The organism is Spiroplasma culicicola AES-1, from assembly GCF_000565175.1.
Taxonomy (GTDB): Bacteria; Bacillota_I; Bacilli_A; order Mycoplasmatales; family Mycoplasmataceae; genus Spiroplasma_A; species Spiroplasma_A culicicola.
The window spans coordinates 874,188-890,368 of record NZ_CP006681.1; the positions used below are offsets into that span (position 1 = coordinate 874,188).

Here is a 16,181-nt window from a genome sequence, read left to right on the forward strand (position 1 = left end):
TCTATTTTTCAAAATTAAATTCCTTTAATTTTTCCCATCTGGGATCTATCTTGTTATCTTGTTCTTGTTGGTATTCATCTTCTGACATTAATTTAAAGTCATTACCTACAAGAGAAATTTTACCATAGTTATTTGTTAAATTAACAGGAATATTTAAAACAATTTGTTCAATTGCATAGCTATAAATGTCAAATTCTTCACCCATTACAATATTGTGTTGGTCATCAATTTGAGATTCAAAGAAATATTCTTCATCTCAATCAAATGTTTGCTCTTTTAATTCAATTAATTCACCATCTCGTGCGTCAATTGCTTTAATGGTTGCTGTAATAATTGCATTAACATAAACACATTTGATATTTTCTTGATAATCAATTGTTCCCTTAACCTTTAAATCTAAAATTTGTTCAATTAAGTCATGAGCAAAATCATAGCGATCTTGATTTTCAAAACTAATATCTAAATCAATATGTTGTTTTAATTCAATCTCTTTTTTTAACATTATTTAACCTCAATCTTTGATTTTCCAATGTTATTTAACAATTTAGTTCACTGTTCACTAACTTCACTGTCAGTTAATTGTTTTTCAAAACTATTAAATTCAAAACCAACAGACACAGCACTACTATTTTTAGCTTTTAATTGCTCATCTTGATAAATATCTACTAGTTTCACATTAACAATATAGTCAACATCAATTTTAATTTGATTAATAATATCACTATATTTTTGATCTTGTTTTAATAACATAGTAACATCTCTTGAAGTTTTTTGGAATTTTGACAATTCTTCACTCATAACTTTGTCATTAAAAATATTGGCAATTCTTGTTAAACTCAATTCAATGACAAATGTTGCATCAATTTTATTTGCTTGCTCAAATCTTGGATTTAATTTGAAAATAAATCCAATTATTTGATTTTTATATTTAATTTCTGCATTAATGTATGGGTGAATATCTTCATTTTTAGTAGTAATATTATTTAATTCAATATCTAAATAACTAATTTGATAATGATTTAAAATATTATCTAAAATTCCTTTAATATAAGCATAATTTGCTTTAATATCTAAATCATATGCTTTTTGATTTAAAACTTCACCACTTGCAAGTACAGATAAATGTAATTCTCTAACATTGTCTAAATTATAAACATCAGCAAATTCATATAATTTAACATTTTTATTTCCTCTTGCATAGTTTAAACTTGCAGCTTCAATTGCACTACGTGCAATTGATAAACGATAAGTTTCACGCAATTGGCTTAATGGTGACATTAAGTTAATTGGCTTTTTAATATTAAATAAATCTCATTTTTCAACTTCGCTTGAATTCATTAATGAATAAGTTTTGATGTTGTTATACCCCATTCCAATTAAATATGATTGAATTTGGTTTTTTAAATTAAAATTCAATTGCTTTTCATTTGGAGTTGACTTAATTACTGGAGCCACTGCTGGAATATTGTTGTATCCATAAAGACGAGCAATTTCTTCAACGATATGTGCAGCATGACTAATATCAGTTCTGTATTTGTCAATTTTAAATGAAATAACTTCATCTTTTAAAGTTAATTCAAAATCTAAATTTGTAAATAATTCTTTAATTTGATTAAAGTTTAATTTTAATCCTAATAAATTATCAATAAAATCTTTTTTAACTTCAACAACAATATCTTGTTCTTGACTTTCAACTTGAATCTCTAAAGTACTTGAAGCCCCATAAATGTTGTATTGGTCAAATCAATACATGGTACGCAATGATGCTAAGTTATATAATCTTGAACTAATTGGTTTCATTCAACGTTGTAAAAAAACACTACTACTATTAAATGATTTTTGTTGTTGTCTCATTAAGATTGGATCTAATGATAAATAAACAGCAACAACTTGTTTTGAATCATCTGTAGGTAAAAATTGATCGCTAATATCAATTCCTAAAGTAGAAATAACTTCACCATTTGACATTAATTGTCAGTTTACTTTATTTTTATCTGTTGGATTATTTTTAATTTCTAATTGTGATTTTAATTTATCTGCATCTAAAAAGATAACTGGTTGACCTGTTTCAATTGCAATTGCATTAGCTAAATCTTTTCAAAAATTTAAAGTTGATTTTGATTGACTAAATTTTAGTCAAATATCTTGGTTTGAATAAATTTTATGTTCAATTTTTTCAATTGCCAAAACTTCTTTAATATCAAATAATTGCATCGCACAGCTGCGCACTAATTTTTGACTATCTTGATCTAATTTAATTGAAACTGGTACATTTGATTTTGAAACAATTTGTTCATAGCTTGTTGATAAATCATTAATATCTTTATTAAAGTAATTTGCCAACTCTTTTACCAATTGCATTGCTCCTAATGCATCACTTCTGTTTAAAGTTAAATCAACTTCTCATGTTGAATCTTTAAAACCAATTGCATCTAAAGCATCATTGTGACCAATTAATGAATATGTATCTGTTTTTGTGTGAACTGGATAAATTCAATCTTTTTCTTGCTCACACAAAGCGCTTTCTTCAAGGCCAAGTTCTGTTAAAGCACAAATCATACCTTCACTCATTTTGCCTTTAATTTCACGATTTGATAATGTTAAACCATTAGCAATTGTTTTTCCAGGTTCTGCAAGAATAATAAATTGGCCTTCTTTAACATTTGAAGCCCCGCAAACTACTGGTGAAACTAAATCTTCACCTTTATCAACAAAACAAAAATTTAAATGTGTCCCTTCAATTGGACTAACATTACCCACATGAGCAATTGTTAAATCATCGTTTAATTGGTTATAACTTTTATAAGCATCAACTTCAAATCCTAATGAATTAAGTGCAACTGTAATTTGATCATCAGTTACTCCAGTTAGGTCTAAAAAGTTTGCTAGTCAATTTCTTGTAATTATCATTTTTTTATCTCCTAACTAATTTCCAAAGAATTTAAATTGATTTAAGAATCGCACATCATTTTCATAGAAGTCACGAATATTTTTAATTCCAAATTTTAACATGGCAACTCTTTCGATTCCAATTCCAAAAGCAAGTCCCCCAACTTCATTTGGGTCTAAACCATTTAGTTCAATTACTTCTGGGGCAAGCATTCCAGATCCCAAGATTTCAATTCAACCTGTTAATTTACAAATCTTACATCCTTTTCCTTTACAAGTTATACAAGTAATATCAACTTCAACTGAAGGTTCGGTGAAAGGAAAGAAACTTGGGCGCATTCTAATTTGAGTATCTTGTGAAAATAAACGTTTACACATGTATTCTAAAACTCATTTTAAATTAGCAAAGCTAATTTTTTTACCAACTGCAAAACCATCAATTTGCATAAATTGATGTGAGTGAGTTGCATCATCATCATCTCTTCGATAAACGTTACCAAAACTAATTGCTGCAATATGTTTATCTTTATCGTTGCTTTGTGCCAATTGAGTCAACATTCTTGCTGTCATATTAGTTGAATGAGTTCTTAAAACTGTATTTTGATCAATATAGAAAGTATCTTGCATATCTCTTGCAGGGTGCCCAATTGGAAGGTTTAACTTTTGAAAACAATATTCATCTGTTTCAAATTCAGTTCCATCAACCATTTCATAACCCAATTCACGGAAAATATCAGATACTTCTTCAATTACCAAGTTTAATGGATGTTTAGAACCCATTTTAAAGTCCATTCCTGGCATTGAAAGATCAACTTTTTCATTTTCTAATTGTTTTTTTAATTCTTCAATTTTAAAGCTTTCAAGAGTTGTATTAATTTGAGCAAAAATTTCAGATTTAATATTATTAGCAGTTATTCCAACTTCTTTTTTTTCTTCAGGTGAACAAGATTTTAAGTTTTTTAATACTTCATTTAAGGGAGAATCTTTTCCAGCATAAACTTTTTTTAATTCTTCAATATCTTGTTTAGTGTTGACAGTTTTAATTTCTTGATTAAACTGCTTTAAAATCTCATTTAATTTGTTTACCATGTTTTTTCGTCCTTTTCTGTTAAAAAAATTAGTATATTTATTATACTAAATTATTATACTATAGTGGTATTTCTTTATATTAGATTTAAGAACAGATAATTGCTGTTTTTTAGCAAGAATCATTAAGTCAAATCCGTTAACTTTTCCATTAGCAGAAGTTAACATTTGAATATATAACTTTAAAAACTCAATTTCTAATGTTTTAAATTGTCACAAATAAAAGTCATCAATATCATATAAATTATTTTTAAATTTAATATCTTGATGAATATGTGAAAAGAAAATGTAATTAAATAATGTATTATTTATAAAGTTTTTAGTTAATGAATAGCTTTTAATAAAAAAATTATCCAAATTATTGTCAATATCTAATTTGTATTTTTCAATTTTGACAGTATATTTATCAAATAATTCTCTTAGTTGATTAATTTTTAAAGTCAAATCATCTTCTTGTACTTTATTTAAAGTAGCATTTAACTGATGATTTACAAAAGTATACAAATCATTAATATTGATAATATTGGGAAAACCAATAAAATGTCAATTAAATTTTAGATGTTCAACTTTTGTAGTATTAATTTTCTTTGTATATTTATTGTTGAAATGTAAATATTGCATTGTAAATTCTCTCTCTTGTTATTAATAATTATTTGTTTATATAAAACAAACACCAATTAATATTCTATTATAAATTGACGATATATTCAAAGAAAATCAATGTTTTTTAATAAAAAGTAATAAAAATAAAAAAACAATTCCCTAGGGAATTGTTTTTTTCTACTAAACTGGCAGCGTCCTATTTTTGCATTATACTATCGTCGGCGCAGCTGATCTTAACTTCTGTGTTCGACATGGGAACAGGTGTGACCTCAGCGCTATGACCACCAGATCTGTAGTTTTTTTTGAGAGAAAAGCTAAACAAGTTTAGCTAAATCATTCTCTCAAAACTGAATACTAGATGTTCTTTATATACTCTATATACAATATTGTATTGGATTCCCTTTTAGAAAGACTCTCGATCTATTAGTATTGGTAAGCTGAACACGTCGCCGTGCTTACACACCCAACCTATCAACCATGTGGTCTACATGGGATCTTACTTCTAAAAGAATGGGAAAACTCATCTTGAAGGAGGCTTCTCGCTTAGATGCCTTCAGCGATTATCCTTTCCGCACATAGCTACCCTGCTGTGCCACTGGCGTGACAACAGGAGCACCAGGGGTGCGTCCATTCCGGTCCTCTCGTACTAGGAACAGCTCTTCTCAATTTTCCTACGCCCACAACAGATAGGGACCAAACTGTCTCACGACGTTCTGAACCCAGCTCGCGTACCGCTTTAATGGGCGAACAGCCCAACCCTTGGAACCGACTACAGCTCCAGGATGCGATGAGCCGACATCGAGGTGCCAAACCTCCCCGTCGATGTGAACTCTTGGGGGAGATCAGCCTGTTATCCCCGGGGTAACTTTTATCCGTTGAGCGACGGCCCTTCCACACGGGACCGCCGGATCACTAAGTCCTGCTTTCGCATCTGTTCGACTTGTAAGTCTCGCAGTTAAGCACCCTTCTACCTTTGCGCTCTTCGTACGATTTCCAACCGTACTGAGGGTACCTTTGAGCGCCTCCGTTACATTTTAGGAGGCGACCGCCCCAGTCAAACTACCCACCAAACACTGTCCCTGGCCCGGATAACGGGTCTAGGTTAGAACCTCAATGTAACAAGGGTGGTATTCCAAGGATGACTCCATGATCACTAGCGTGACCACTTCAAAGTCTCCCACCTATCCTCTACATGTTACACCAAAATTCAATATTAAGTTATAGTAAAGCTCCACGGGGTCTTTCCGTCTAGTTGCGGGTAACCAGCATCTTCACTGGTACTAAAATTTCACCGAGTCTATAGCCGAGACAGCGAAGGGATCATTACGCCTTTCGTGCGGGTCAGAACTTACCTGACAAGGAATTTCGCTACCTTAGGACCGTTATAGTTACGGCCGCCGTTCACCGGGGCTTCAATTCAATGCTTCACCGAAGCTAACATCTCCTCTTAACCTTCCGGCACTGGGCAGGCGTCACCCCCTATACTTCGTCTTACGACTTTGCAGAGAGCTGTGTTTTTGCTAAACAGTTGCCCCTCCCTCTTCACTGCGGCTCACATAAAGTGAGCACCCCTTCTTGCGAACTTACGGGGTTATTTTGCAGAGTTCCTTAGCTATAGTTATCTCGCTTGCCTTAGGATTCTCTCCTTGACCACGTGTGTTCGTTCTAGGTACAGGCACCTATCAAATTAGCGCTAGAAGCTTTTCTTGGAAGCGTGGAGTCATGGACTTCGCTACTAGCCGAAGCGTTCACTCCCCATCATACTTCAAGGTTATAGCACGCGGATTTGCCAACGTACACCTCTTTGTATTTAGACCGGCATATCCAGCAGCCGGCATCCACTATCCTTCTCCGTCACTCCATCACTTTGATAGGTGGTACAGGAATATCAACCTGTTGTCCATCGACTACGCCTTTCGGCCTCGCCTTAGGTCCTGACTAACCCTGGGTGGACGAACCTTGCCCAGGAAACCTTGGTCAAACGGCATGGAGGATTCTCACCTCCAAACGTTACTCATGCCGGCATAATCTCTTCTAAGCGCTCCACCAGTCCTCACGGTCTGACTTCATCGCCCTTAGAACGCTCCCCTACCACTCACATTGCTGTGAATCCTAAACTTCGGTAATACGCTTAAGCCCCGGTACATTTTCGGCGCAAAGGCACTCGACTAGTGAGCTGTTACGCACTCTTTAAATGGTGGCTGCTTCTAAGCCAACATCCTAGCTGTCTGTGCACCTTCACATCCTTACACACTTAGCGTATATTTAGGGACCTTAGTTGTAGATCTGGGCTGTTTCCCTCACGAGCATGGACCTTATCACCCATGTTCTGACTGCCGAGTATGAAATTATGGCATTCGTAGTTTAATTGTAATCAGTACCCCTAGGTGGGGCCATCATACATTCAGAGCTCTACCTCCATAATCCTAAACCTCGACGCTAGCCTTAAAGCTATATCGGGGAGAACTAGCTATCTCCAGGTTCGATTGGAATTTCACCCCTAGCCACAAGTCATCCGCGGTCTTTTCAACGAACGTCGGTTCGGTCCTCCATTAGGTTTTACCCTAACTTCAACCTGCTCATGGCTAGATCACCTGGTTTCGTGTCTACGACATCATACTAAACGCCCTATTAAGGCTCGCTTTCACTACGGCTCCGCGTATTCCGCTTAACCTTGCATGATATCGTAACTCGCCGGCTCTTTCTACAAAAAGCACGCCATCACCCATTAACGGGCTCTGACTTCTTGTAAGCATATGGTTTCAGGGACTATTTCACTCCCCTCTCGGGGTACTTTTCACCTTTCCCTCACGGTACTGGTTCACTATCGGTAAAATGGTAGTATTTAGGCTTACCCAGTGGTCTGGGTGGATTCCGACAGGGTTTCACGTGCCCCGCCGTACTCAGGATACTCTCTCGAGGTTAGTGCATTTCGCATACGGGGGTATCACCCTCTACGCCGCTGCTTCCCAACAGCTTCTGCTATACACTAACTTTGTAACTCTAACAAGAGTCCTACAACCCCTGCCCGTAGACAGGTTTGGCCTGTTCCGCTTTCGCTCGCCGCTACTCACAGAATCACATTCGTTTTCTTTTCCTCTAGGTACTAAGATGTTTCAGTTCCCTAGGTTCCCATCACACAACCTATGTATTCAGTTGTGGACACTATGAGATTAATCATAGTAGGTTTCCCCATTCGGACATTTCCGGATCAAAGCTTACTTCCAGCTCCCCGAAACTTTTCGCAGGTAGTCACGTCCTTCATCGGCTCCATTTTCCAAGGCATTCACCATATGCCCTTACTATACTTTCTTAAAAAGAAATCCTATTGATATATAGATAATCTATAAATATATTGAAATTTTAGTTTTTCTTAGTAAATTTTAAAGTTACTAAATACGTTTAAATAATAAATTATGAAACGTAAGAAAAATAAAATGTCTATTTTCATCTAATATTCAGTTTTCAAAGAACGATTTTTCTTGTTCAGAAATTATCAGGGCCCAAAGGCCCGAAATAATCTCTGAAAACTAGATAGAACCAAATATAATCAAAAGCTGTTTTATCGATTCGCTCAGCTTTCTCTAATCTATGTTAACTCCATAGAAAGGAGGTGATCCATCCGCACGTTCCCGTACGGATACCTTGTTACGACTTCACCCTAATCGCTAGTCCTACCTTGGTACGCTCTCTCCTTGCGGTTAAGATACATGCTTCTGGTATTACCAACTCTCATGGTGTGACGGGCGGTGTGTACAAGACCCGAGAACGTATTCACCGCGACGTTGCTGATTCGCGATTACTAGTGATTCCGGCTTCATGAAGTCGAGTTGCAGACTTCAATCCGAACTGAGACTGGCTTTTTGAGATTAGCTCCCCCTCGCGGGATTGCGACTCTTTGTACCAGCCATTGTAGCACGTGTGTAGCCCAGGACATAAGGGGCATGATGATTTGACGTCATCCCCACCTTCCTCTAGCTTACACTAGCAGTCTCATTAGAGTCCTCAACTGAATGTTAGTAACTAATGATAGGGGTTGCGCTCGTTGCGGGACTTAACCCAACACCTCACGGCACGAGCTGACGACAACCATGCACCACCTGTCTCAATGTTGGCCTCCACTACATCTCTGTAGCTTTGCACTGGATGTCAAGCCCTGGTAAGGTTCTTCGCGTTGCTTCGAATTAAACCACATGCTCCACCACTTGTGCGGGTCCCCGTCAATTCCTTTGAGTTTCACTCTTGCGAGCATACTACTCAGGCGGAGTACTTAATGCGTTAGCTGCAGCACCGACTTATGCCGACACTTAGTACTCAACGTTTACGGCGTGGACTACTAGGGTATCTAATCCTATTTGCTCCCCACGCTTTCGTGCCTCAGCGTCAATAACAGGCCAGTAGACCGCCTACGCCACTGGTGTTCCTCCATATATCTACGCATTTCACCGCTACACATGGAATTCCATCTACCTCTCCTGCATTCTAGTTTGCCAGTTTTCAAGGCGAACCGGGGTTGAGCCCCGGGCTTTAACCTCAAACTTAACAAACCGCCTACGCACCCTATACGCCCAATAAATCCGGATAACGCTTGCCACCTATGTATTACCGCGGCTGCTGGCACATAGTTAGCCGTGGCTTTCTGATAAGGTACCGTCAGACTAAAAGCATTTCCTCTTCTAGCTATTCTTCCCTTATAACAGAGCTTTACAATCCGAAGACCGTCATCACTCACGCGGCATTGCTTCATCAGGCTTTCGCCCATTGTGAAAAATTCCCTACTGCTGCCTCCCGTAGGAGTCTGGGCCGTATCTCAGTCCCAATGTGGCCGATCAACCTCTCAGTTCGGCTACGTATCATCGCCTAGGTGGGCCATTACCCCGCCTACTAGCTAATACGCCGCATCCTCATCTTCTAGCGACCCAAACGGGCCTTTTAACATCTTCTCATGCGATAATGATGTCGTATGCGGTATTAGCAGTCGTTTCCAACTGTTATCCCCCACTAAAAGGTAGATTAGATACGTGTTACTCACCCGTTCGCCACTGGGTGCAAGCACCCCGTTCGACTTGCATGTATTAGGCATGCCGCCAGCGTTCATCCTGAGCCAGGATCAAACTCTCATTAAAAAATTAATGCGAATATTTTGATTCTTGACTATATCTGTTTGTATTCTCAAAAAATTGAACTTGTATATATTGTACAAATTTAATTGGTTGTTGTTGTTCTATCTAGTTTTCAAAGATCATTTCGCCGCTTCAATTAACGACATATAAAAATATAACTCAAATAAATTCAATAATCAATAGTTTTTTCAATTTTTTTTAAACTTTTTAAAGATTTGTTTCAGTTATTTTTAATATATCAATTCACATTCTGTAAAGCCCTATTTAAAGGCCAAACTTAACGGCTTTTTAATAATAGCATAGATATATTGAAAAAAACAAAAAAAAACAAAAAAATTTAAATTTTTTTGTTTTTTAATCATCTCAATCAATTGTTGGAGTTGCTGTGATATTTTCTTCATCACGAGCATTAATTGGATCAATAATATTGTCAATATTTAATTCCATTGTTTGAGTTTTTTCTTTTTGTAAACTATTTACAATATTTGAACTACTTACTAAATGATCTGTTGGTGCTTGTTTTGGTGATATTTGACGCTTTTGTTTTTTCATTGCTTCTCAAATACGATCACTATCTCCTAAAAACACTTTTCCTTCATAATTTGGATCATAACTTGCATTTCTGCGCTCTTTTTGAGTCATATTTCCATATTTACTTGCAGCAATATTTCCAATTGGTTTGTCATATGCTTGTGCCTTATTTGCAGCTCTTCTTGGCACAATTGTTTGCTTATAAGGATCAACTGGTTCAAGAACTTGATTATTATTATTATTATTATTATTATTATTATTATTTATTGGTTCATTTGATACTGCCTGAGCAGAAATATTTAATTCTTGGCTTAAAGTTGGGTCTTCATTTTGAATGTAATTAATTTCTTCTTCTGTTAAAGATTCAGATAAAGTTGCTTCATCAAATACTCCATTTGCTAAATCTTCTCTTAATTTTTGCAATTTATCTGCAATATTAAAAGTTTCATCATTTGGCGTTGAAGTAAATGAAGGATCATCTTCTGGCATTCTTTGATTATTATTTAATTCAATAGTTTTGTGATTTGCATTATTTTCTTTAGTTCGATAAGTATTTTCATTAAATTCTTTTGCAGCTTTTTTAAAAGTATTAATTACTGTTCCTAACATAAAGAAGAAATACAATCCCCCTATTATTGTTGAAGCTAACAATAAATAATATTCAGGTGTTATATTAACTGAATATCTATCTTCATCATTGCCATTTCATATAACATTACCATTTACAGCTGGAATTACTACAACAAATCATGTAAACAAAATTGATGCAATATAAATTAACGGTATAAATATTGACACAATTCCAAGTATTTCATTTTTAATAAAAATATTTCTCATTAATGCTATAAATGCTGCAATAACTATAAGTGTAAAGAAAATACCTTGGTGTGCTCCATATGGTTTAATTCAGCTTCCTGAGCCATTAATTCCTTGACCATGAAGTTTTATAACTCCAATTGTAAAAAATTCTTCTGTAGTCTCATTGTCAACATAAAACATACCAAAAGTTGAGAGAAATCCCATTACTAATATTAATATTATAAAAATATATCCAAAAAACTTAATTTTTTTCATAAGATTTACCCCTATCTTTGAAAGCCCTAAAATACATAACTATTTTAGCACAAAAAAATAAAATGCAATACATTTTATTTTTTTATTTTTCAAGATTTTTAGTGCGTTTTAAAAGTTTTCCATAAATAATAATTTGAGTTAAAGCAAATCAACCAATTACGCCAATTCCAATGTATGAGATCGGTGTAAATCCTAATGTAATTATACTAAAAAGTAAACATGGTACTAGAAGTAGACGTTTCTTTTTTATATATGCAAAAATTGAAAGAATAAAATAAGTAAAATATACAACTACTAATAATAATGAATAAACTAAATATTGCATTCCTGTAATAAAGTGAAGACCACTTATTAAAAGTATTAGATCAATTGAAAATGTGACAAAAAATAAGAAAAAAATCAACATTGATAAAATAAATGAAGCTTTTCATAATTTAGCACTTGATTTCACATGCATTTGATTTGTTTTAACTTTAGAATCTAATTTTTGTGCTCTTTTATTTTCTCTTTTATTAGCTTTTCCTCGAGCAATATACATAGGTCCTGCATTAGCATTTCCATGTTTATTGCGCTTATAAACTTTAGTTTTATTTGCATAAATTGCGCTTTTACCTATAGCAATTGTTGGAAAATAAATAATTGCTCACAAAACTGGAATTCAAATAAATAAATTCATTCAAGCAAAATGCTCTTTTCATTCAAAATATTCTTGATTAATTGATGAATGAAAATTACAAAAAACACCCATATCTTTGGTTTTGTCATTTTTTTCTCTTGTTAAAGTCATTGTTGCCATATTGCGACAATGACTTTCAAGACAAATATATTCTTCATCGTTTGCTAAATCAATCCTTTTTAAAACATACTTACTCATCATTAATTCTCCAATGTAGAAATTATAACAAATAAAAAAAATAGTTGTAAATTAGTAATTTACAACTATTCCTCTATATCTTGTCATGCTTAATAGTGACTCTCTAATTCCTTGAACCCCTTCTCCTGAATCTTTAATTCCTAAGAATGGAAAGCAATCTGGTCCTCTTTGTGATTTTGAATTAATATTGATAGTTCCAGTTTGAATTTTCTTTGCTACATTAATTGCTGTTGAAATATCTTGGCAAAATACACTTGCTTGTAAACCAAATTGAGATTTATTTGCAATTTCAATCATTTCTTCAACTGAATCAATTCTTAAAATTGGTAAAACCGGTCCAAATGGTTCTTCTCATGCAACTCTCATATCAACTGTTACATTATCAATTAATGTTGGTCACATTAAGTTTTTTTCTCTTTTATCTCCAGTTAAAATTACTGCTCCTTGTGCTTTGGCATCATCAATTAATCCTTGAATAAAATCTGCAGATTTTTCATCAATAACAGCTGTAATATTGGCATTTTCTTGAGGAGAACCTACAGTTAATGCTTCAACTTTTGCTTTAATTAACGGAATTAATTTATCTGCTATTTTATTTGGCACTAATACTCTTTTAATAGCAGTACATCTTTGTCCAGAATATCCATAAGCTCCAGCTACAATTTCTGATGCATATTTTTCAAGGTTAAGATCATCTAATACTAATGCTGGATCTTTTCCTCCAAGTTCAAGTACTAAATCTGTTGAACTTCCCATTTTTCTAATTTGATTTCCAACACCAACACTTCCAGTAAATGAAATCATATTGATTTCTGGATTTGAAGTAATGATATCTCCAACTTCTCTTCCTCTTCCAGTTACAATGTTGAAAATTCCTTTAGGTAAATCTGCATTAATTGCTAAATTTGCCATGAATGCACCAACTAAACTTCCAGCAGTTGCTGGTTTAAATACAACTGTATTTCCCATCACTAATGCAGGAATAATTTTTGCTAATGCTAAATTAAATGGATAGTTAAATGGTGAAATTGCCAAAACTACTCCTTTAGCAACTCTTGAAAAGACACCAATTTTGTTTTTAGCACCCATTCCTTCGCCTGTCATTGCTAAAGGATCAATTCTTTTTGCTTCTTCAAAAGTATAATCAATAATTTCAATTGTTCTTTCAACTTCTGCTAAAGATTCTTTTAGACCTTTAGCAATTTCTTCACTCATAATTTGAGCAATTTCTTCTTTATTTTTTTCAATTTCATTTCTAAAACGTTTTAGAACTTCAATTCTTTGTAATAGTTCAACTTCTTCTCAATTCTGTTGAGCAGATCTTGCAACTGAATATGCTTTATTAATATCATCAGCAGTTAAAGCAGTTACTTTTCCAGCTACTTCAAGAGTGGTTGGGTTAATTATTTCCAATCATTGTCCATTATCAATTAATTGGTTATTTATTAATGCTTTGTATGTTCTCATTATTTCCACCTCACATAAATTATATACAAGAATTATTTAAATAAATTTTTAGTTTGCTAAGTTATACATCAAGATTGAACCAGCAATTGCAACATTTAAACTTTCCACTTGTGAATCTAAATTTAAAATGCAATTATAATCACTTAATTGATAGATTTCTTCACTGACTCCATTGCCTTCATTGCCCAAAACTAGAGCATATTGATGCTCTTTTTGTTGATAAATAATGTCTAAATCATTTTTTTGACCTAATTTTGTTGTAATAATTTTAAATTTTGATTTAAGATTATTTAACATTGTCTTAATATCGCCATATTCAATGTGCATTCCTAAATGGTTTGCTTGAACAGCACGCAATACTTTTGGATTATATAAACTTACAGTATCTTGGGAACACAAAATATTTTTAAATCCAAAAGCCTTTGCGCTACGAATTAAAGTCCCAAGATTTCCTGGATCTTGAATATTATCTAAAACTAAAAGATTATTTTGTTCAAATAAACTGGTATTTTCAAATCGACAAATTGCAAATACTTCTTGATTTGTTTTAACATCACTTAATTTTTGAGCAACATTTTCAGAAATTAAATACAGATTTTCAAAATTTTTAAAGTCATCAATATGTTTTTTAGTACAAAAAATAACTTCAACAACATTGTGGTCAAGTGATTCTTTGACAATATTTAACCCTTCAGTTAAATATTTTTGCTCACTAAATTGCGATTTTTTTTCTTTTAATTTTAAAGTGTCAATAATTAAATTATTTTTAATTGAAGTAATTTCATTCATAATTTATTCTGCATATGCAAACCCAATTTCATACAATTTATTTTCAGGTTTGTCATATTCCTTCCCTTTATATTTTGGATTTCTTACAGGATAGCCAAAAACAAATTGTGCTCTTCTTGGAGGATCTAAAAGTTTAGCTTGAATTCCTGCTAATGGATTAATTGCTTCTCCTGCTGCACGTTTTGCTTTTGTTTCGTTCATAAGATCTTCATAATCTCTTACATTATCTTGTTTTACAAGAATACGAATTTTATTGCTTTCTCATCATTTAATAATTTTTTGATATTCTTTAAATTCAAACTTCTTTGCAACGTCTCCTGCAATAAAACGATTAGTTTTTTCATTTCACCCAGTCACAAAGTCTTTTCAAACAATATCTCCAGTTCTTCCAAATTCCATTAAATCATGGGCTTGATTAATTGTTTCTTCTAAAGTTGGGTGACCATAACCTATAAAAGTATTACCACTTCAAAATGAAACAAAAATAGTTTTTTTAGGATTTCATATTTCTTCAAAACATAATGCTGTTACTCATCAACGATTATCAACATTATTAAAATAAATTTCAAAACCATATTTTGAATTTTTCAAAATTACTTCTGTTTTTGTGATTTTGACAACTTTATATTTAAATTCATTTACAATTTTTTTTACCTGTGCTTCAGTTAATTTTTGACGTGATTCACGATTAACATTTAACATTTTAGTTTTGGCATCAATTTGTACTTTTGACTTTGGTGCTAAACTTGGGCGCATTCCAAATCTTAGACGATTTTCACTATTTGGATCAGGCATTACAACTGTAGTTTGGCCTTCATCACTTTCTTTAGTTTTTGTTTCATTTTCTTCTTTTTCTAAAACTTGTTGTTTTAATTTAGCAATTAAACTCTGAGCACCACTCTTCTTTTTCTTAGAACCATTTGTTAAAAGTTCTTCAGTACGATCTGGTTGAAAATCCATAAAACTTGTTTTTGGATTTTGACTATCTATTGATTCTTCAATTGCAATAGTTCTTGTTGACGATTTAAAATTATCTTCAAATTCTTCATTATTATTTGTACTATTTGAAAAACCTATATCATCACTTAATTCAAGTGTTAATGATGGCATCTTTGGATCTCTTGGATTTGATGGTTTATATTTAAATAAATCATTATTTTGATTTGATTTTGCCATGATTAACACCCCCTTTTATAAATCTTGGTTTAATTAATAATTATTATCTTGTCTTTCAAAATTTTTTTCATTTTTTTTATTATAAGCTGCAATTAATTCATCTTCTTGAAAACCAAGATTGTAGCCCATATTTAAAAATGAATTTAAAACATCACTATATTTTTGTTTTACTTTATCTTCATTAAAAATTGATGCATCACGATAAGTATCTAAATAAATTTGAATAATATCGCCTTTTTCTTTTGCTTTAAATGTAAATTGATCAAATTCAAATTCAATATTGTTTCCTAAAGAAACAATAAAATGAAGACCATCAATATATTCTTCTAATAAAATACTTTTTTCACTACTTGCTTTATTAGATCAATATTTAAATGAGCGTTCTTCATTGATAAATTCACCCAATTCTACTAAAAAAGCGACCATTTTCTTTTGAATAATATCAGTTGTATCTGTAAAATTCTTTGCTTTGCGAATATAATTATCTAACTGTTCTTGTTTTTGTGACAAATATATTAAGTGTTTTGTTTGTAACATTATTTTTATCCCTCTTACTCTAATTTTAAAAT

Annotated in this window: 10 protein-coding genes and 3 rRNA genes; all 13 read right to left on the reverse strand. The window is 33.0% G+C overall.

From position 1 onward, the window contains the following. Window position 1: 1 nt before the first annotated feature. Window positions 2–502 (reverse strand): YceD family protein, encoded by a 501-nt coding sequence (locus tag SCULI_RS04030; protein WP_025363360.1) that lies wholly within the window; start codon window positions 500–502, stop codon window positions 2–4. Next, window positions 502–2,910: a phenylalanine--tRNA ligase subunit beta gene (pheT, locus tag SCULI_RS04035; protein WP_025363361.1), complete on the reverse strand. Its 2,409-nt coding sequence runs from the start codon at window positions 2,908–2,910 to the stop codon at window positions 502–504. Before pheT ends, SCULI_RS04030 begins: the two co-directional genes overlap by 1 nt. A gap of 15 nt (window positions 2,911–2,925) precedes the next feature. Then, window positions 2,926–3,978 carry a phenylalanine--tRNA ligase subunit alpha gene (pheS, locus tag SCULI_RS04040; RefSeq protein ID WP_025363362.1) on the reverse strand — a complete coding sequence of 351 codons (1,053 nt, stop codon included), beginning with the start codon at window positions 3,976–3,978 and terminating at the stop codon, window positions 2,926–2,928. Between the two features lie 45 nt (window positions 3,979–4,023). After that, complete coding sequence (locus SCULI_RS04045) at window positions 4,024–4,596, reverse strand: hypothetical protein (protein WP_025363363.1); 573 nt, start codon at window positions 4,594–4,596, stop codon at window positions 4,024–4,026. 165 nt (window positions 4,597–4,761) lie between these two features. Further along, window positions 4,762–4,867: ribosomal RNA gene (gene rrf, locus SCULI_RS04050) — 5S ribosomal RNA — on the reverse strand. A 114-nt stretch (window positions 4,868–4,981) separates the two neighbouring features. Beyond that, window positions 4,982–7,891 (reverse strand): 23S ribosomal RNA (locus tag SCULI_RS04055). Window positions 7,892–8,184: 293 nt separating this feature from the next. Continuing rightward, window positions 8,185–9,704, reverse strand: a 16S ribosomal RNA gene (locus SCULI_RS04060). The 16S, 23S and 5S rRNA genes sit together here, the layout of an rRNA operon. A 351-nt stretch (window positions 9,705–10,055) precedes the next feature. Next, window positions 10,056–11,306, reverse strand: coding sequence for a hypothetical protein (locus SCULI_RS04065; protein ID WP_025363364.1), 1,251 nt, complete (start codon window positions 11,304–11,306; stop codon window positions 10,056–10,058). Between the two features lie 82 nt (window positions 11,307–11,388). Continuing rightward, a complete protein-coding gene (locus SCULI_RS04070) occupies window positions 11,389–12,180 on the reverse strand; it encodes a hypothetical protein (RefSeq protein ID WP_025363365.1) in 792 nt (263 codons plus the stop codon). Between the two features lie 51 nt (window positions 12,181–12,231). Next, complete coding sequence (locus SCULI_RS04075) at window positions 12,232–13,647, reverse strand: NADP-dependent glyceraldehyde-3-phosphate dehydrogenase (protein ID WP_025363366.1); 1,416 nt, start codon at window positions 13,645–13,647, stop codon at window positions 12,232–12,234. A 48-nt stretch (window positions 13,648–13,695) separates the two neighbouring features. Continuing rightward, complete coding sequence (locus tag SCULI_RS04080; RefSeq protein WP_025363367.1) at window positions 13,696–14,436, reverse strand: TrmH family RNA methyltransferase; 741 nt, start codon at window positions 14,434–14,436, stop codon at window positions 13,696–13,698. Between the two features lie 3 nt (window positions 14,437–14,439). Next, complete coding sequence (locus SCULI_RS04085) at window positions 14,440–15,612, reverse strand: RNA-binding protein (RefSeq protein WP_025363368.1); 1,173 nt, start codon at window positions 15,610–15,612, stop codon at window positions 14,440–14,442. A gap of 33 nt (window positions 15,613–15,645) precedes the next feature. Beyond that, the gene (locus tag SCULI_RS04090; protein ID WP_025363369.1) at window positions 15,646–16,149 is read right to left on the reverse strand and encodes a dUTP diphosphatase; all 504 of its coding nucleotides are present in this window, start codon (window positions 16,147–16,149) and stop codon (window positions 15,646–15,648) included. Between the last annotated feature and the right edge of the window lie 32 nt (window positions 16,150–16,181).